The sequence below is a fragment of the Gilliamella apicola genome (assembly GCF_003202655.1).
GTDB lineage: Bacteria > Pseudomonadota > Gammaproteobacteria > Enterobacterales > Orbaceae > Gilliamella > Gilliamella apicola_R.
This window is the reverse complement of the sequence record NZ_QGLR01000004.1, coordinates 14,089-32,291: the sequence shown is the minus strand read 5'-3', so window position 1 is coordinate 32,291 and position 18,203 is coordinate 14,089. Positions and strand designations below refer to the sequence as shown.

19 protein-coding genes are annotated in these 18,203 nt (G+C 33.4%); 4 read left to right on the top strand and 15 right to left on the bottom strand.

The features are described 5' to 3' along the window. Positions 1 to 126 precede the first annotated feature (126 nt). Complete coding sequence (locus tag DKK70_RS01110; protein WP_110432385.1) at positions 127 to 1,266, bottom strand: SEL1-like repeat protein; 1,140 nt, start codon at positions 1,264 to 1,266, stop codon at positions 127 to 129. A gap of 695 nt (positions 1,267 to 1,961) precedes the next feature. Further along, complete coding sequence (gene pepB / locus DKK70_RS01105) at positions 1,962 to 3,242, bottom strand: aminopeptidase PepB (protein ID WP_034901472.1); 1,281 nt, start codon at positions 3,240 to 3,242, stop codon at positions 1,962 to 1,964. Between the two features lie 101 nt (positions 3,243 to 3,343). Between pepB and DKK70_RS01100 the strand changes: the two genes are divergently transcribed. Beyond that, the gene (locus tag DKK70_RS01100; protein ID WP_086353756.1) at positions 3,344 to 4,108 is read left to right on the top strand and encodes a tyrosine-protein phosphatase; all 765 of its coding nucleotides are present in this window, start codon (positions 3,344 to 3,346) and stop codon (positions 4,106 to 4,108) included. Positions 4,109 to 4,210: 102 nt separating this feature from the next. Further along, positions 4,211 to 4,732, top strand: coding sequence for a non-heme ferritin (ftnA, locus tag DKK70_RS01095; protein WP_034884515.1), 522 nt, complete (start codon positions 4,211 to 4,213; stop codon positions 4,730 to 4,732). Positions 4,733 to 4,780: 48 nt separating this feature from the next. Here ftnA and DKK70_RS01090 read toward each other — a convergent pair whose 3' ends face one another. Continuing rightward, the gene (locus DKK70_RS01090) at positions 4,781 to 5,398 is read right to left on the bottom strand and encodes a 4'-phosphopantetheinyl transferase family protein (RefSeq protein WP_034884514.1); all 618 of its coding nucleotides are present in this window, start codon (positions 5,396 to 5,398) and stop codon (positions 4,781 to 4,783) included. Between the two features lie 97 nt (positions 5,399 to 5,495). On the opposite strand from DKK70_RS01090, the gene metC reads away from it, so the two are divergent. Beyond that, complete coding sequence (gene metC, locus DKK70_RS01085) at positions 5,496 to 6,713, top strand: cystathionine beta-lyase (protein ID WP_110432384.1); 1,218 nt, start codon at positions 5,496 to 5,498, stop codon at positions 6,711 to 6,713. Between the two features lie 11 nt (positions 6,714 to 6,724). Continuing rightward, a complete protein-coding gene (tilS, locus tag DKK70_RS01080; protein ID WP_110432383.1) occupies positions 6,725 to 8,038 on the top strand; it encodes a tRNA lysidine(34) synthetase TilS in 1,314 nt (437 codons plus the stop codon). A gap of 665 nt (positions 8,039 to 8,703) precedes the next feature. On the opposite strand, the gene DKK70_RS01070 is transcribed toward tilS, so the two are convergent. The 12 genes from DKK70_RS01070 to DKK70_RS16920 all read right to left on the bottom strand — a co-directional run bounded on the left by DKK70_RS01070 (position 8,704) and on the right by DKK70_RS16920 (position 18,116). Next, positions 8,704 to 9,330, bottom strand: coding sequence for a hypothetical protein (locus DKK70_RS01070; protein ID WP_110432381.1), 627 nt, complete (start codon positions 9,328 to 9,330; stop codon positions 8,704 to 8,706). A 249-nt stretch (positions 9,331 to 9,579) separates the two neighbouring features. Further along, positions 9,580 to 10,209, bottom strand: a complete 630-nt coding sequence (locus DKK70_RS01065) for a hypothetical protein (RefSeq protein WP_110432380.1) — start codon at positions 10,207 to 10,209, stop codon at positions 9,580 to 9,582. Positions 10,210 to 10,316: 107 nt separating this feature from the next. After that, positions 10,317 to 10,769: a hypothetical protein gene (locus DKK70_RS01060; protein ID WP_110432379.1), complete on the bottom strand. Its 453-nt coding sequence runs from the start codon at positions 10,767 to 10,769 to the stop codon at positions 10,317 to 10,319. 816 nt (positions 10,770 to 11,585) lie between these two features. Beyond that, a complete protein-coding gene (locus DKK70_RS01055; protein ID WP_110432378.1) occupies positions 11,586 to 12,551 on the bottom strand; it encodes a hypothetical protein in 966 nt (321 codons plus the stop codon). Positions 12,552 to 12,783: 232 nt separating this feature from the next. After that, complete coding sequence (locus tag DKK70_RS01045) at positions 12,784 to 13,050, bottom strand: hypothetical protein (RefSeq protein ID WP_110432376.1); 267 nt, start codon at positions 13,048 to 13,050, stop codon at positions 12,784 to 12,786. Between the two features lie 220 nt (positions 13,051 to 13,270). Beyond that, on the bottom strand, positions 13,271 to 15,124 hold the full coding sequence (locus DKK70_RS01040; protein ID WP_110432375.1) for a hypothetical protein: 1,854 nt from the start codon (positions 15,122 to 15,124) through the stop codon (positions 13,271 to 13,273). A gap of 14 nt (positions 15,125 to 15,138) precedes the next feature. After that, positions 15,139 to 15,492 (bottom strand): hypothetical protein, encoded by a 354-nt coding sequence (locus DKK70_RS01035; protein ID WP_110432374.1) that lies wholly within the window; start codon positions 15,490 to 15,492, stop codon positions 15,139 to 15,141. A gap of 132 nt (positions 15,493 to 15,624) precedes the next feature. After that, complete coding sequence (locus DKK70_RS01030; RefSeq protein ID WP_110432373.1) at positions 15,625 to 16,119, bottom strand: immunity 26/phosphotriesterase HocA family protein; 495 nt, start codon at positions 16,117 to 16,119, stop codon at positions 15,625 to 15,627. Positions 16,120 to 16,200: 81 nt separating this feature from the next. After that, positions 16,201 to 16,695 carry an immunity 26/phosphotriesterase HocA family protein gene (locus DKK70_RS01025; RefSeq protein ID WP_110432372.1) on the bottom strand — a complete coding sequence of 165 codons (495 nt, stop codon included), beginning with the start codon at positions 16,693 to 16,695 and terminating at the stop codon, positions 16,201 to 16,203. Between the two features lie 81 nt (positions 16,696 to 16,776). Then, positions 16,777 to 17,271: an immunity 26/phosphotriesterase HocA family protein gene (locus DKK70_RS01020; protein WP_110432371.1), complete on the bottom strand. Its 495-nt coding sequence runs from the start codon at positions 17,269 to 17,271 to the stop codon at positions 16,777 to 16,779. After that, entirely contained in the window at positions 17,271 to 17,486 is a 216-nt protein-coding gene (locus DKK70_RS01015) for a hypothetical protein (RefSeq protein WP_110432370.1), read from the bottom strand. The genes DKK70_RS01020 and DKK70_RS01015 overlap by 1 nt, the downstream gene beginning before the upstream one ends. Before the next feature lie 390 nt (positions 17,487 to 17,876). Further along, positions 17,877 to 18,116, bottom strand: coding sequence for a tetratricopeptide repeat protein (locus DKK70_RS16920; RefSeq protein ID WP_219999642.1), 240 nt, complete (start codon positions 18,114 to 18,116; stop codon positions 17,877 to 17,879). Positions 18,117 to 18,203 lie beyond the last annotated feature (87 nt).

The following is an 18,203-nucleotide window of genomic DNA, read 5'->3' as shown; positions in this document are numbered from 1 at the left end:
TGTTAAACCAATCTATATTAAAGAAGTAACAGTGATTGAAGATAAACAATAAGTTGTTCTAAAATCAATCAATACTTCAAATAAACCACCTTAGTGATTTAAACTATTTTTCATTAAATCATAGGATTATTTTCTTAATTCATCACAAGCCATTTCAAATCCCTGATCACAAGCCAATTGAAAATACTTTTTAGCTAAAAATTTATTTTGCTTTATGCCATCACCATACTTATACATAAGCGCTAAATTATATTGTGCTCTTAGATGACCTTGCTCGGCTGCTTTTGTAAACCAAAAGAAGGCTTTAAGTTTATCTTGCTCTATACCTTCACCGTTACAATACATAAGCGCTAAATTATATTGTCCTCTTGGATGACCTTGCTCAGCTGCTTTTGTATACCAAAAGAAGGCTTTCAGCTTATCTTGCTCTATACCTTCACCGAAATAATACATAATCGCTAAATTATTCTGAGCCTCAGCATCATTTTGTTCTGCCGCTTTTGTATACCAATAAACTGCCTTTTGTTTATCTTGCTCTATACCTTCACCGTTACAATACATAAGCGCTAAATTGTATTGGGCTTTGGAGTCACCTTGCTCCGCGGCTTTTGTATACCAAAAGAAAGCTTTTTGTTTATTCTGTTCTAAGCCATCAATGTTAAAATAGATAATCGCTAAATTAAATTGTGCATTAGAATCATTTTGTTCCGCAGCTTTTGTATACCAATATATAGCCTTTGTTTTATCTTGTTTTATGCCATTACCTTTCTCATACATAAGCGCTAAATTATATTGGGCACAGACATAACCTTGCTCTGCTGCTTTTGTATACCAATATACCGCCTTCTGCTTATCTTGTTTGATACCTTCACCTTCAGCATACATATACGCTAAATTATATTGGGCGTTGGCGTAACCTTGCTCCGCTGCTTTTGTATACCAATATACCGCCTTCTGTTTACCTTGTTTGATACCTTCACTTTCACAATACATAACGGCTAAATTATATTGTGCTAAAAAGTGATCTTTTTCAGCAGCTTTTGTATACCAAAAAAGAGCTTTACGTTTATTTTGTTTTACACCTTCACCTTTATCATACATATACGCTAAATTAATTTGAGCTTTAATATCTCCTTGTTTCGCTGCCTTTGTATACCAATATACAGATTTGTTATGATTTTTTTGTTGAAAAATTTTTTTGTATTGATTGGCATAATTTGAAAAAGAACGGAGAATTGATACCCCAAAAGAGACTAGTTTTTTCATGGTATTTCCTATATATGTTAAATATATATGTTAAAGTAGACACTACTATTTTTTATTTGCCAATATATATCGAAAGTAATCGTTATTATTGATTTCCTTAATTACCAATCAACAGATCAATATGATTATACTGTTTTGGTATAGTCTTTAAAGGAATGGACATCGTTAATAAAATTGTTAACGAGTCACCAAACATATGGCATCACGTCAAAATGTCCTTGTTAAACCGATCTATATAAAAAAGCAACAGTGATTGAAGATAAACAATAAGCTGTTCTAGAATTACTAAACACTTCAAGCTACCACCTTAATGATTTAAGGTGTTTTTTATTAAATCATAAAATTATTCTTTTAATTTATTACAAGCTTTTTCAAAACCCTGCTCACAGGACTGTTTAAAATACTCATTAGCTAATAATTTGTTTTGCTCAACACCATCACCTTAATCATATATAAGCGCTAAATTATATTGTGCGCAAAAATGACCTTGTTCTGCTTCATGGGCACATACAATTGCAATAAAGCCCTTTTCATAATTTTTATGCCAAATTTCTGTTTTGCAATCACTCGCATAAACAACATAAAGAAAACAAGAGGGGCATAACTAATAGTAACTTTTTTATGTTCATGATATTCCTTATATATTTATAAACTTTTTTAAAATTCTATTTAATGCATCATAAAATCATTACTAATCATTTTAATATAGTTAACAAATTAGCCAGAGTTCTTACCCCGATACCTGTTGCACCAGTTGCCCATAAAGCGGTGGCACTTTTGCGGAATGTCGCTGAACAGTCAATGTGTAGCCAATTTTGTTTATAATTTTTAATAAAATGAGATAAAAATGCCGCGGCAGTGCTGGCACCAGCGGTATTGGGTAATCCTGAATTGGCTATATCCGCAAACGATGATGGAAATTGGCTACGATGAAAATCAGCTAATGGTAATCGCCAAAAAGCTTCATGTTCCGCTTGGCTACTTGCCAATAATTGATTAGCAAATTTGTCATCAAATGAGAGTAATGATTGATAATCGTTACCTACTGCAATTTTTGCTGCTCCAGTAAGGGTTGCGCAATCAATAATATAGTGAGGCTTATCACTGTCCGCACTAATTAACCCGTCAGCTAAAACTAATCGTCCTTCCGCATCGGTATTATCCACTTCAACTGTTTTACCATTACGATATCGGATAATATCACCCAGTTTAAATGCCTTACCACTCACCAAATTATCAGCGCAACATAGGTAAAGTTTAATACGATGTTTGACTCCTCGGGCAATAGCAAGTGCCAGAGCACCAGTTACTAATGCCGCGCCCCCCATATCCGATCGCATTGATTCCATAAAACTGCTTGGCTTTAAGCTATAACCACCAGAATCAAAAGTGATACCTTTACCGACTAAACAAGCGACAATTGGCGCTTTGGGGTTGTTAGTCGGATTATAATCAAGCTCAAGTAACGCTGCCGGCCGATCAGATCCTTTGCCAACCGTATAAATTCCCATATAATCCTGTTCTTTTAATGCTTCGCCGGAAATGATGTTATAGGTAATATCTGAGGAATAATTGCTGATTAAGTTTGCACTTTGCGTGGCCAATTCTAGAGGACTTAATGTTTCTGCTTGTTGATTAACAATATCTCGACACCAATCAATAATTGCTAAGCGATATTTTAGTTCTTGTTTATCTTGGCTATTAAGTTTTGCCCAACTCACTTTATTATTATTTTTGGCATTACGATAACCGAGCCAAAAATGCCAACACGATTCTAGATCCCAATTATCACCACTAAGTTTAACCGACTTAATACCTTGATTATCTAATTTTCTTGCTGCTCGCTGAATGGCGCCATGTCGATGATCCGGTTGATAATGAATGGTAACAGCATCATCTGAAAAACTAAGTAACGCCTCTTTTCCCCACTTTGATGGTGCAGGTTTTTCCGAAAGTAATATAGATAAACTCGACATAATAAATTCCTCAAGCAATAAAAATGCAAAAACGATAAATCAATTCTAATCAGAAACATGTTAAGATAGCAAGCAAAGTTAAGCGTAAATAAGGACCTATAATGACATCAGTTGTACCAATCCAAAATGGCATCAATTTTCGTGACTTAGGTGGCATTAAGACCAGTGATGGTCGCCAAATTCGAACAGGAATGTTGTATCGTTCAGGTGAATTTTCACGTCTTAATGATAGTGAAAAAAACTTTTTATCTGATGAGCTTAATTTGCATTATGTATTAGATTATCGTGATCAACATGAAATTGATCGTCATCCCGATAATCTTTGGAATAACAGTCAATATATTAATGTGCCAGCAAACCCATTAAGTGATGAAATTACAGCAAGCCTAACCAGTGATGATATTTTCGTTATGAAAAAATATTCACCGTTTGATTTTATGATTAAACTTTATCAATTATTACCTTTTAATAATCTTGCTTATAAAAAGTTAACATCACTACTACTTAGCGCTAATGGAAAACCCTTAGTGCAACATTGTGCAGTTGGTAAAGATAGAACTGGTGTTGGCGTAGCTTTAACCCTATTTGCATTGGGGGTAAGTGAAGACGTAGTTATGCAAGATTACTTACTTACCGAACGCCATTTAAATGATTATCGTCAAGCCATACTCAGCCAAAATGAAAGTAAATTATCGGCTGAAGAGTTTGAGAAACAGAAAATCATTTTTGCGGCTAAACAAGAGTTTTTAACCGCAGCTCTTGATGAAATCAAAAAACGCTATACCACCATCGACGATTGGTTAACTAAAGAGTATCAATTGGATGATAAAAACAGGAAAATTCTTCAAGATATTTATCTGATATAAATAACCTAAGGGGATGGGTCATCTCCGTGCTCTTATTATAATCAGATTATCTTTAAAGACAGAGAAGTGAAAACAATAAAATAACAATGTGAGGCAAATAAAATGTTAACCAACCAAATGGTCAAAAAACTTAATGACCAATTAAATCTAGAATTCTACTCTTCTAACCTTTACCTACAAATGAGCGCATGGTGTGATGATCAAAATTTTCCATCTTTCGGAAAATTTTTAAGAGATCATGCCGGAGAAGAGCGGCAACATATGGAACGCTTATTTGATTATGTGTTAGATTGCGGTTCGTTAGCGCTTATTGGCAAAATTGCAGCGCCAGAATCAGAATATAAATCACTACTTGATGTGTTTAAAGCGGCATATCAACATGAACTTAAAATTACCAAAGAAATTAATGAACTTGTTGACTATGCTTTAACCCAAAAAGATTTTTCAACCTTCAACTTTTTACAATGGTATGTAGCTGAACAACATGAGGAAGAAAAACTGTTCAAGAGCATTGTTGATAAACTCGAATTAGTTGGTGAAAACAAACGTGATTTATTCTTTATGGATAAAGACTTCAATAAAACATTAAGTGAATCAGGCCTAACGACCTCAAGCGAAGAGTAAATTGATGATATTAATCTGCTACCACATTAGTAGCAGATTATTAATAGATTAAGTTTGCAGGATAAATTTTTTGATTGGTTTATTCTGATTAACAGCAAGATGAACCGATGCCACTTGCTGATATTGATAATAAAAATCTTGTCCAAATGGCGCACTAATCAACTGGTTTGCAACATCAACTTTTACCGATTTCATTTGCCAAACGCCTTTGGCATATAATTTAAGAGCTGACTCTTTTAATGTCCAAAGTTGCCAAAAGGCGGTTAAAGTATCACGTTGTTTTAACATCCATTGATATTCATCATTAGCAAATATACTTTCAGCGACATTCAAATAATTTTTACGCTGTCGAGCAACTTCAATATCAAGGCCGACTTGACCATTTAGCGATATTGCAACCGCCATCCAATCTTGGCTATGACTAATATTAAAATCAGGAAAATGATTATCTAAAAAACGCGGTCGACCATTATCGCCAACTATCATGCTCGGTAAAGTATCAATTTGACAATACTGTTTAAGCAAACTCGCTAACATTGAACGGCAAACTAAAAACTGTTTTTTACGTGTACCCTTTAATAATTCAGCATCATCAATAACCTGTGGTGATAATAGCGAATAGTTCACTTCAACCGTATCTAAATGGGCAAGTTGGACAATTAACATGTTGTATAAGCCAGTTTGAATAAAAATTATTTTTTACTATTTTAACAGCATGCTATGCTAACTGTTATCGAAATTATTAGATCACTAAGGATACATCATGTCATTACAAACAAAATTAGTTCATGCTGGTCGAAAAAAACGCTATACCCAAGGTGCAGTTAATTCAGTTATTCAGCGAGCATCATCGCTGGTTTTTGATTCAATTGAGGCCAAAAAAGAAGCGATGGAAAATCGCACTAAAGGAGCACTATTTTACGGTCGTCGCGGCACATTAACTCATTTTGCCCTGCAAGATGCCATGGTGGAAATTGAAGGTGGTGCTGGTTGTTATCTCTATCCTTGCGGTGCGGCCGCCATTGCAAATGCCATTTTAGCTTTTGTAAAAACCGGTGATCATATTCTGGTATCAGAAGCCAGTTACGAACCAACGCAAGAATTTTGTGAACATATACTCAAAGATTTTGGTGTGGAAACCGATTATTTTTCTCCGCTAATTGGTCGTTATATCACGAATCATATTAAACCAAATACCAAAGTGGTATTTCTTGAATCACCAAGCTCAATCACGATGGAACTGCATGATGTACCAGCAATTGTTAAAGCAATTCGCAAGGTAAATCCGGAAATTGTCATTATGATGGACAACACTTGGAGTGCTGGCGTTTTATTCAAAGCATTAGATCACGATGTTGATATCTCCATTCAAGCAGGTACTAAGTACTTAATCGGCCACTCCGATGCCATGTTAGGAACTGCTGTTGCTAATCAACGTTGTTGGGATCAATTACGTGAACGTTCTTATCTAATGGGACAAATGTGTGATGCCGATACCGCTTATATGGCAGCACGAGGATTACGAACCTTAGCGGTTAGATTAAAACAACATCACGAAAGTAGCTTAAAAGTGGCAAACTGGTTAGCTAATCATCCTAAAGTGGCAACTGTTAATCATCCGGCTTTGGCAAGTTGTAAGGGACATGAGTTTTTTAAACGTGATTTTAGTGGTGCTAGTGGTCTATTCTCGTTTGTACTTAAAGATCATTTAAGCGATGTGCAACTATCTGATTTCTTGGATAATATGACTCACTTTTCTATGGCGTATTCATGGGGTGGATTTGAATCATTAATTTTAGCCAACCAACCTGAAGATCTAGCAAAAATACGTCCGGTATCGGGCATTGATTTCACTGGTACATTAATTCGATTACATATTGGTCTTGAAGATCCTGATGATTTAATCGCCGATCTTGCTGCTGGCTTAGATAGAATTAAATTACATAAAAACAAAGTTAATGCATTACAAAGTTTAGTATAAATGGATAACCGATGAGTCATCAAAATCAAGCTAAGACTAAAAGTATTATTGAACAAACAATCTTACAACATCTAAACGGTCGACAATCGCTACTGGTTGCTTTTAGTGGTGGTGTCGATTCGACTGTTTTACTGCAAGCATTAGTCAACTTGAGACAAAAGTCACAAAATTTACAACTTAGAGCCATTTATATTCACCATGGTTTAAGCAAAAACGCTGATAGTTGGGCTGAACATTGCCAGCAACAATGCAATATTTGGCAAATTCCTTTGATTATTGAAAAAGTCAAACTTGATAGAGCGGCGGGCAATATTGAAGAACAAGCCAGAGAAGCTCGCTATCAAGCTATTTATCGACATTTAAAAAGTGATGAGTTGTTATGTACTGCTCAGCACCTTGACGATCAATGTGAAACGTTCTTCTTAGCGTTAAAGCGTGGTAGTGGTCCTGCTGGCTTATCCGCTATGCCACTTGAAAATGGTCAACATCTTCGGCCGCTACTCACGATTTCTCGTCAAGAGATTGAACAGTATGCCAATCAGCACCAATTAACTTGGATAGAAGATGAAAGTAATCAAGATGATCATTACGATCGTAATTTTTTACGTTTAAAGGTACTGCCAACGCTTAATCAGCGTTGGCCACATTTCTCGCAAATGGTGGCGCGTAGTGCCGAGTTATGTCAACAGCAAGAAGCATTAATCCATGAGCTTTTATCGTCAGAGTTTAAGCAAATTATTGGCAATGCCAAACAACTTAATATCCAACCACTACGTGATTATTCAGATTATAAACGTAATGCAATATTGCGGATGTGGTTTAAAGAACAACATATCGGCATGCCAAGTCAAAAGCAACTCTCACTAATTTGGCAAACCGTTATTCAAGCGAAAGAAGATGCTAATCCACAATTTATTTTGCATAATCGACAGATTCGCCGCTATCAAAACCAACTTTATTTATTGCCTCTATATCAAGATATTGAACAGCAAATCTTGCCTTGGGATCTAAATACTTCGCTAAGCTTGCCGGATAATTTAGGCATATTACAGTCCAATTATCAAACCAAGTTAACTTGTCGTTTACCACAAAAAGAGGAAACCGTTTCGGTGCGTTTTCATGCCCAAGGTCAATTTCAAATTGTGCAGCGCAAAGGATCACGATCGATAAAAAAATTGTGGCAAGAACACCATATTCCCCCTTGGCAGCGTACTCGTATTCCATTAATTTACTATAATGAACAATTGATTAGTGCTGTCGGGGTATTTGTTACTGAACAAGGTAAGGGCTCACAAATTAGCTTTAATCTAAAACAAATTGTGTAAATAAAAGGGGATTTAACAATTAAACAATAAAAAGACGGAAAAAGTTAATTTGTTACTCGGCTATTTTATTTATATGGCAACCATAATTCAGTCAGGCAATTTACTAGGTGCCCAAACTAATTGTTTCCATTGTATAGCATTATTACTTAAGATCCCCTTTATATGATTTTCAAAACACCCCTTATCATCTTTATAGGATAGCTTAAGTTTCAATGCCTGTTCTATCTTAGTAAATAATTCGTCAAATGAATCATCATAATCGTAGTGGTAACCATTGGATAATGGCCGTTCCAGTTTTCCTTTTTAAAGATGCATTTTAATCATATTAATTAGTTCGTAAAGATCCTTTTTCAAATCTTGATTTTTATAAAATAGTAATTTTTTTCTAAATAACTGATCAACTCATAACTAGGGTTATTACTTAATAATAAACTAGTTGTATCAAATATCTCATATTTACCAACTAACTCATCATCTAAAATTCTTCAATGTACTGACTGCTTTATCAAAGCAAAACGTTGATAAATATCGGTATGCATCTTAATTTCATCAGTCATAAGGAGAGCTAATTGGCTTTATTGGAATATGAACATCAGTAGCATGATTTGAATTTGGTTCCTTATTAGATACTATCGTTTTTTCTGTCATTTTCCCGATAAAATTAATTACTCTGGATATATTTGAACAAGACCTTCCGGTGTATTTTCAGTGATTTTTAGCGTTGGTTCAGTTTCTATATTATAATAGCGTTCAATATATGTACCCAACCACATACGTTGTTCTATGTTCGTGATAACATTATCTTTGTAAAGATATCTCCTTGCTGAAAAGTTATTATCATCTGAGTAAGTATAAGAATCAGTTATTATATCGCCATCTAATTTCACTAAAATCACCCTATTTAGATTGGCATCATCATCATTCTCGCCAGTACTTCCAAATATTAATCCAATTACCTCGTTGTCTTTTCTAAAATAAAATTCCCTGTATACAATCCATTCTTTATGCACATCTACGAATTTAGCGTATATTACTATTCCAATAATATTATTATTAATATCCATAAAATATTTATGTCTATTAACTGCTGGAGAGCAGTCCTTTTTTTTAAGCATCCTTCCAGATTTAGACCCCAGTAATTCACAGCTATATGGTTCTAAAGAGTAAGCTGGCATTATTCCCATTCCCCATGATTGGCTGACAGCATTATCGCTTAACCAAATTTTCAACTCTGGATATTTGCTTTTGTATTCATTAAATATGTCTATTAGATAATCTTTTACGTTTTTCATTCTCTATTCCTTATTTTTCATTCACTATGCCTTGGGGAATTTCATTCCATTTTCCTTCCTAACCAATGATTATGTGCTTAAGCTGGTCTGAACTGCGTGCCTATGGGGCAGTGATGATAAAGCTTATGAGATTAAATACGCAGTGAACAAGATCCATAACGCATTGGCTGAGACAGGTCTTGCGTCATGATAGCAGCAAATAAAACCGGAAGGAGCAAAAGGTGATCTTCCGATTTCTTTCAGATAAAATCAATTACTTGGATATATCTGAATAAGACCTTTCGACGTATTTTCAGTGATTTTTAGCGTTGGTTCAGTTTCTATATTATAATAGCGTTCAATATATGTACCCAACCACAGACGTTCTTCTATGTTCGTGATAACATTATCTTTGTAAAGATATCTCCTTGCTGAAAACCTATTATCATCTGAGTAAGTATAAGAATCAGTTATTATATCGCCATCTAATTTCACTAAAATCACATGATTTAGATTGGCATCATCATCATTCTCGCCAGTACTTCCAAATAATAATCCAATTACCTCATTGTCTTTTCTAAAGTAAAATTCCCTGTATACAATCCATTCTTTATGCACATCTACGAATTTAGCGTATCTTACCACTCCAATAATATTATTATTAATATCCATAAAATATCTTTGTCTATGAGCTGCTGGAGAGCAGTCCTTTTTCTTAAGCATCCTTCCAGGTTTATACCCCAATAATTCACAACGATATGGTTCTAACGAGTAAGCTGACAATACTCCCATCCCCCATGATTGGCTGACAGCATTATCATTCAACCAAATTTTCAACTCGAAATATTTGCTTTTGTATTCATTAAATATCTCTATTAGATAATCTTTCATGTTTTTCATTCTCTATTCCTTATTTTTTATTCAATATGCCTTGGGGAATTTCATTTCCCATCCTCTTTCCTATTTGATAGCAGATAAAAAAATAATCGGAAGAGATCTTTCCGGTTTTATTTAGTTGTGTCTTTTAAATTAATAACCCGCTGCCACCATTGTTTATTTTTGATATCACTTGTTGCAATGTTCCAGCCCAATTTTTTATATTTTTTTAGGAAAAATACCATATCCACATCAGACTTTTCTATCACATCATGAGATTCATTAATCCCCAAACAAAAGAAAATATTTATTGAGTCAAATAAATGGAGAACTTTTAAAAACTCTTCATAGAGTAACTCTCCATCAGCGTAAATTAATCTGCTCATATAGTCATAAGTAATTTCAACAATATTACTGTACTTAGAGGTAACCACACTATTGATAAAATCGTTAACTATATTTTTACATATTAACTCATTGTATTCTGATGAATAATATATTTCGCAAGCTACCACTTCAATATCATGCGGCAGTCTATACCCCTTTTTTATTAACTGAATAATATGATTCACTTTATTTTTCATTTAATTTCTCTCACTAATTAGACACTGAAAAACCAGGCAATTTTCTCTGGTTTTCCCTATTTTCAGGGAAGTGAGTTAATTTAGTTGGTTTTTACCTGTTTAGTTTGACACTGTAAACAAATCCAGAGGAGCTACCTAGGTTAATGAATTTAGGTGGCTTGTAGCGTAAATAGTCCACAGTTAGGAGTATAATAACGCAACATGTTGAAATATAAAAATGTAAACTCTTGACAACGGCCACCACACGCTCAATCATGGTGAGGCAATTGGTAGCTGGTAAGTGTGATCACCCAATGCATACACTTCTTCAACAAAGGAGCTCCATTTTTAACTTAGTTTTCATGAGGTAGTTAAATACTTATAGAAGCAAATAAACGCATTACGAGCATTAGGTCTGATTTTTTCTAAGATTTATCTCAATCTTTCAACTTCTCTTAGCGCATTATCTTTTACTTTTTCATTCTATATTAAACATTAGTGGCTTATTCTATTGTTTGTTGGTTATATTCAATTTTATGCGTTGCACCATAGGGAGGTCTGGATTCAATAGTATATCCTTTCGTATATTTCAATGCCTATGGTGAGTATTGTTTTGACCAATAACTATTGGAAGTCAACAGAACCGAATTCGCTTTAATTCTATAACCGCTGTATTTACAAATTGAATATGGTTTTTCCCATTTTATTGATTGTCCGGTTTATTGCATCGTTCTAATTAGAAGATTGCTCCAACACAATAGACCTTTATTAAATATGTTTTTCCCAATTATATGTATTAGGCTTTCTATGGTTTCGAAAACTATTTTTTGATTTTAATTAATTTCTATCTAGTATATACTTTTTACTGGTGTCAATTTCAAGATTTTTATAACGTTCCTCTTCTTCAAAATTAGCAATTCTATGGGATGGAACACGACCATATGTAACTTCAATTATATTTCCTTCTTTATCAAGGTGAACAATTTTACTATTACCAACACTGGGAGTATAAAAGATCTCAGTTTTGTCACCTTGTTCATTAAATAATGTGGTTTCAGAAAAATATTCATTTCCTTTGGGATAGGATTTTCTTATACTTATCGGTTTATTATTTTGGTTTTTAGTTACAGATATTAATGACTGACCCTCTTCGTCATATTCCACATTTAAAGATTGCAATATGGTTTTCTTATCAATAGCATAATTAAAATATCGTAAATAATGGAGCTTAGCACTGTGTGGCCAGTATTCATATTCCCATTTGCTGATGGAAAGTAAGGGTTTTTTTTCAATCGCTACAATTTTATCCATCTCTTTTGTTACTTTTATATAATTAGGTAAGGTAATCGCGTTTTCAATGGTAATAGGTTGCAATTGTAAATCGTCATTTAAAATAAAAAAATGTGAACCATTTTCCAATTCTTTTAAACAGGCTTGTTGTTGATTATTAAGTAAAATATATTGAGGTTTACGTACATAACTCCAACGTATTTTAAATTGATAATTGTCACCGACTTCATTAATTTTAAGTCTTGTACTGAACGGATTATTAACCCGATAAGGTGCATTTTCTGCCTGTTCAAGAGTAATTGGTGAAAAATCAGGATAGTTATTAGGAATTCGGTAATGATTGAAAATAGTTTTGGTGGAACCATAATAGGGAACATGAGGTTTAATACCCATGATGCGAATTTCAATACATTTAGCAACATCAAATGGATTAATTAAACCTGTCATCATAGCTCCTAATAAATATATTAACAATGTCATCACCATTAAGGTTAATGTCACTTTTTTTTTCATTGTTATCATCCTTATCTATTATTTTTTAGTAAATTTCTCAGCACTATCTTTAACACATTTCATTCTTTTATAAATCTTATCCGCTTGTTTTCTGATTTCTTCATCATTTTCTATTTGGAGTATAATTGCTCCATCAGTTGGAACATAACGATACTTGTCTTTGTGAATGAAAGCAGATGAAAAGAATTTAGTAAAATGAGGATTATACAAAATATATTTATCTACAAAATACTCAAACAGATAAGATCATTTTTTCTTCTTCTTTGATTATAACGCTACCGACTTCATTTGAAATATCTTCATTTTCCTTATCATCCATATCTCGAAAATAAACGTAATCACTATTCAGGCATCCAATTACAGTAAAAGAGTTTGAAAAGGTTACTGGCTCTTGAGGATACCAGCCATAACTTTCAATAAACAGTTCACTACCGTCCATTTTGCTTAAATCGTTGATAATTTCGATCCAGTAATGACCTGATGGTGATTTAGTATCCACTGCAACACGACCGCCAAGTATTAAAATCGGTAGTCGACATATCCTGATTCGGGTTAATTCTTTAACACCAGTTACTATTTTTTGTTCATAACTGGCCCCCTTTAGATACGGTTAGAGCTATACTTTCTTGCCAATTATCAGACTGTTTAACGGATTGAGTATTCATTTTTTAATATCTCTTACACATTTTACAATTTATTTAGTAATTGATTTTAAAAGTCTAATTTACTTGATTTGTTTTGAATTTATCTAAAGATTGTTTGAATATTTGCTGAATCAATTTATCCGAATAAAGTGGTAATTCATCATAAGGTTGTGGATCATTTTCATTAGTCAAATCATCTGTAATCAATAGCGTATTCCCCGTTTTGTCTAAATGACGATTTTCAATAAGGGTATTACGATAAATAGTAATATGATTCGTTTTCTCCTCTTCCCGATTAAATCGCTCAATCACGCCATAAATATTATTATCATTAAATTTTGAAAAAACAGCGATTCGTTTGTTTTGACTATCTTTGATCGTTTGTGATACGACAAAAACACCAATATCATCATAGATTGTTTCAACGGTTATTAATGGCATGCTAGGACTTTCTAGCACCGTTAAAATCTCTTTGTGCATTTGGTTATTTTTGTTGTATTCATAAACCTGTTGCGTTTTTTGGATTCGTGTTTTTTGAAGTATTGAAGCAATTTTTCCCATTACTTTTTCGACTCGCACGTAGCTAGGCAATATAATTGCCTGTTCAATATCATCTAATGGTATTAATTGACCTTGCTTATCTAGAGTAAAAAAATAGGTGCCATTTTCTAATGGTTTAAATTGTTCGTGTGGTATTGATAACGGGACTTGTAGCCATTTTTCTCTGGAAATGGTTTGATATTGATAATTGTCACCGACTGTTACTTTGACTAAGTCAACATATTGTTCTTTGGGGTGTTGATATTCAGCTTGAGCTAATGTCATAGTTAATTGGTGAGGATAATTTTTATAACGATCTTTTCCCCATTGTGGGAAGGGGGTTGAATGATAATAAGTACTATTTGATTGTATACCTAGAAATTTTGCTCGTCTGACAGCTTCTTGGTCAGCTAAGGTATAATTGTCCTTAGATGCCATTTGTTCAATCAGTTTGCCTACATGGGATTGATGTACTCGTAAAAGATCCATCGGAATAGATTGATAAATCGCAGATTGTGGTAAATATGCATCTGTTGATAAGTTTGGCTCAAAATTGCTGGTATGTATAATTTGTCCAGACTCATCTAAATATTGGCTTTCCACATTACCTAATTCATCATAAAAAATTGTATGATTAACCTTAATCCCTTTCTCATTAAAAATATCCATTAATGCATAAACGTCTTGCGTATATAAGTAAGTCATAACCACTTTATAGTTGGTTATAAAGTTATCTTCTAATAATTTTATTCTTTGTCCTGTTTGATCATATTCAATTTCATCATGAACAAGCACATTATTATTCAAATCTAGCTTTTCACTGATTTCTTGTTGTTTATTACCATTTGACCAATATGAAAATACTGTTTTGGTAATATATGTTAAGGGGCGTTTTTGCATTTTGACAACTTTCCCTTTTACAATCACTATTTTGAGATAGCAGTCTTGTTTCCAAGCTTCTTCAACTGAATTTAAATGATGGAGTTGGTATTTTTCATCAAGAGTAAAGAAATGCTCACCATCTGAATAATCGTCAAATAAGGCAATGGGAAACAATATATCAATTAGATCTCTTTCCTTCTCAACAATATGTTTATATTGATAATTATCATCTAGCTCAATAAATTGAATGATATTATTTGAATCATTGGGAGATTTTTTTTCAGCCTCAGATAATGTTAAAAATGGTTTTGTTGGAAAATTCTTATATTTACTGTAGATGTCTCCAGAGTGAATATAAGTGACATGCGGTTTAATGCCTTGTATTTTTAATTGATCGATGATGATATCATCGGTTAAAGTATCTTTGTTGATAGCCATTCCAAAAATTGAATAAAATAAACTTATTAGAATAAACAAGTGTATTTTTTTTAAAAATGCAATTTTCATAAGCCACCCTTAATCTAGCGATTATCATTAATTAATATTTTAGGAGGAAGTCGTGATGATAATTCTTGTAAATCAGTTAATGACTGTATACGTTTTTGATTAGCAATCTTAGAGTCTTCTTTGAGATGATAAAAATAGGCTATAAAATGATAATCCTCTTTTTTTGCAATAATCGGATCGGCTACTTTAAGCTCACCTAACAATAAAAATAGAAAGGTATGACAATTAACTTCATCAGAACCATTATTGTGCCAACTCCAAATAGCTGAGTGATCGAATTTAAACCTACTTGCAAATTTTCTGATTTGTTGGATTATCGTTTTTTTAGTTCTATTGTCTTCAGGGGGTAAATAAGGATTTGAGATCATATCTATTTCTTATTCATTAAAATATAAATATTACTCGGGATCAAAAGCATATTTAGTTAGGTTACTGTCCATTGTATTTCTTACTGCATCTCGTTCGGTTGTATGATCACGATAACTTGGTCGCATTTTTTGCTATTCAAGCTTTATATATTCTTTTAGTAGCTGCTTCACATCAAAATCACACTGAGGAGCTAATTTGGGTAATTTTTTAGCCTCGCTTTCTGATATAAGGGTTTTATTATCCCAAATATCAACCTTTTTACAATATGCTCCTTCACCGAAGGTAAAATAAACATCATCTACATCTGTAGGTATATAATCATTCTGATGTCCTATAATCCGCCAATCTGCTTCTTTTTCAAACTTCCGATCAAATAGCGTATAACTATCTAATACTATTGGTGCAAACATTCTTTTGGATGAATCAATGTATTCGACCTCTATTTCGGGCGTTGATGATACATAGTTAAAAATCTCGGCAACACGACCAAAAAATATTTTTGAAATAATTCTGCCGAAAATATATTTTTTATCATTCAGTTTGACGCAAAATATATCACCTGGTTTTATGAAACGTAACATTGTCCGAGGCTTTTTATCCCATCCCCAAAATTTAAAATCATTCATTAACAGTCCCTTTTTATTCTATTATTGTCATTCCCTTTAAACACATATCTCCTTAAATCAGTTCGAACACTTGATATTTGACTATTCAAGCTTTATATATTTTTTTAGTAGTAGCTTCATACCAGAATCGCGCAGAGGAGATAATTTGGGTAATTTTTCAGCCTCGCTTTCTGATATAAGGGTGTCATTATCCCAAATATCAATCTTTTTACAATATGCTCCTTCACCGAAGGTAAAATAGACATCATCTACATTTGTAGGTATATAATCATTCTGATGTCCTATAATCCGCCAATCTCCTTCTTTTTCGGTTTTCCGATCAAATAGCGTATAACTATCTAATACTATTGGTGCAAACATTCTCTTAGATGAATCAATGTATTCGACCTCTATTTCCGGCGTTGATGATACATAGTTAAAAATCTCAGCAACACGACCAAAAAATAATTTTGAAATAATTCTGCCGAAAATATATTTTTTATCATTCAGTTTGACGCAAAATATATCACCTGGTTTTATGAAACGTAACATTGTCCGAGGCTTTTTATCCCAGCCCCAAAATTTAAAATCATTCATTAACAGTCCCTTTTTATTCTGCTATTGTCATTCCCTTTAAACACATATCTCCTTAAATCAGTTTGAACACTTGATATTTGACTATTCAAGCTTTATATATTCTTTTAGTAGCTGCTTCACACCATAATTACGCATAGCAGTTAATTCAGGTAATTTTTTAGCCTCGCTTTCTGATATAAGGGTTTTATTATCCCAAATATCAACCTTTTTACAATATGCTCCTTCACCGAAGGTAAAATAGACATCATCTACATTTGTAGGTATATAATCATTCTGATGTCCTATAATCCGCCAATCCGCTTCTTTTTCAAACTTTCGATCAAATAGTGTATAACTATCTAATACTATGGGTGCAAACATTCTCTTAGATGAATCAATGTATTCGACCTCTATTTCCGGCGTTGATGATACATAGTTAAAAATCTCGGCAACACGACCAACAAATACTCTTGAAATAATTCTGCCGAAAATATATTTTTTATCATTCAGTTTGACGCAAAATATATCACCTGGTTTTATAAAACGTAACATTGTCCGAGGCTTTTTATCCCACCCCCAAAATTTAAAATTATTCATTAACTGTCCCTTTTTATTCTGTTATTGTAATTATCTTTAAACACAGCTGCCTTAGAGTCAATTCGATTGTGATCAAAAAAGTTATATTTATTACCTTGATTTATTGAAGATACCGCTTCACCTATCTTTCCCGTTCGAGTTTTATATTTTTCTATATTATGTTGTTCCACACCTCTCACTTTTCCATATGTCAAGTTTTCCTCTATAGATACCATTTCCGATCTTGGATCTAATCTTCTAGTTTTTCTATGTTCATCGACTCTTCTTTCTATGTCATTAGTAATACTAATATATGTTGTTGCGCATTGGCCTCACCACTTAACCGCATCCCCTGCCAACTAAAATCGGTGCCTGTTGTGCTATACCGCTGACTGTATTTATCATAATGCTCCGTCGTCTTATTAATTCGTCGACCCAGCGCATCATATTGGTATCGGGTGATTGAGCGGTGTTGTAAACTCTCAACCCTCGCTTCTATAAGTTGATGTTCATGGTTATAACTGAACCACTGCGTGATATTTTCAGCCGGTCGTTGCCGTTTAATCAGTCGACCAAAACCATCATAATCGTAGTGGTAACCATTGGATAATGGTCGTTCCAGTTTGTCAGTTATTTTTTATCTTTTTCTTATTTAAATAAAAGTCCAAATATTTTTTAGGTATTTCTTTAAATGCTCGAGCTTGACCTAAATTATATGCCTCACCAAAATATTTGTATGATTCGTCGTATTGACCTAATTCATAGCACACCATTCCCAGATTAATCGCTGGTTCTACATCAATATCAGATCCGCTTGTCAGTAGTGATATTTCTGCCCAATTTTTAGCATTGGAAAAATCTGTCATATGAAAATAAACGCTATATATACATGAGCAAATCCAACGAGCCATTTCCCAGTCTAACTTTGGTTCAGGAATTAATTTCCAAGCTTG

Bases quoted from the DNA above. Each gene is read 5' to 3' on its own strand.
- DKK70_RS01110 (WP_110432385.1), bottom strand. From the start codon at position 1,266: ATGAAAAAACTAGTCTCTTTTGGGGTATCAATTCTCCGTTCTTTTTCA.
- pepB (WP_034901472.1), bottom strand. From the start codon at position 3,242: ATGTCGAGTTTATCTATATTACTTTCGGAAAAACCTGCACCATCAAAG.
- DKK70_RS01100 (WP_086353756.1), top strand. From the start codon at position 3,344: ATGACATCAGTTGTACCAATCCAAAATGGCATCAATTTTCGTGACTTA.
- ftnA (WP_034884515.1), top strand. From the start codon at position 4,211: ATGTTAACCAACCAAATGGTCAAAAAACTTAATGACCAATTAAATCTA.
- DKK70_RS01090 (WP_034884514.1), bottom strand. From the start codon at position 5,398: ATGTTAATTGTCCAACTTGCCCATTTAGATACGGTTGAAGTGAACTAT.
- metC (WP_110432384.1), top strand. From the start codon at position 5,496: ATGTCATTACAAACAAAATTAGTTCATGCTGGTCGAAAAAAACGCTAT.
- tilS (WP_110432383.1), top strand. From the start codon at position 6,725: ATGAGTCATCAAAATCAAGCTAAGACTAAAAGTATTATTGAACAAACA.
- DKK70_RS01070 (WP_110432381.1), bottom strand. From the start codon at position 9,330: ATGAAAAACGTAAAAGATTATCTAATAGACATATTTAATGAATACAAA.
- DKK70_RS01065 (WP_110432380.1), bottom strand. From the start codon at position 10,209: ATGAAAAACATGAAAGATTATCTAATAGAGATATTTAATGAATACAAA.
- DKK70_RS01060 (WP_110432379.1), bottom strand. From the start codon at position 10,769: ATGAAAAATAAAGTGAATCATATTATTCAGTTAATAAAAAAGGGGTAT.
- DKK70_RS01055 (WP_110432378.1), bottom strand. From the start codon at position 12,551: ATGAAAAAAAAAGTGACATTAACCTTAATGGTGATGACATTGTTAATA.
- DKK70_RS01040 (WP_110432375.1), bottom strand. From the start codon at position 15,124: ATGAAAATTGCATTTTTAAAAAAAATACACTTGTTTATTCTAATAAGT.
- DKK70_RS01035 (WP_110432374.1), bottom strand. From the start codon at position 15,492: ATGATCTCAAATCCTTATTTACCCCCTGAAGACAATAGAACTAAAAAA.
- DKK70_RS01030 (WP_110432373.1), bottom strand. From the start codon at position 16,119: ATGAATGATTTTAAATTTTGGGGATGGGATAAAAAGCCTCGGACAATG.
- DKK70_RS01025 (WP_110432372.1), bottom strand. From the start codon at position 16,695: ATGAATGATTTTAAATTTTGGGGCTGGGATAAAAAGCCTCGGACAATG.
- DKK70_RS01020 (WP_110432371.1), bottom strand. From the start codon at position 17,271: ATGAATAATTTTAAATTTTGGGGGTGGGATAAAAAGCCTCGGACAATG.
- DKK70_RS01015 (WP_110432370.1), bottom strand. From the start codon at position 17,486: ATGGTATCTATAGAGGAAAACTTGACATATGGAAAAGTGAGAGGTGTG.
- DKK70_RS16920 (WP_219999642.1), bottom strand. From the start codon at position 18,116: ATGACAGATTTTTCCAATGCTAAAAATTGGGCAGAAATATCACTACTG.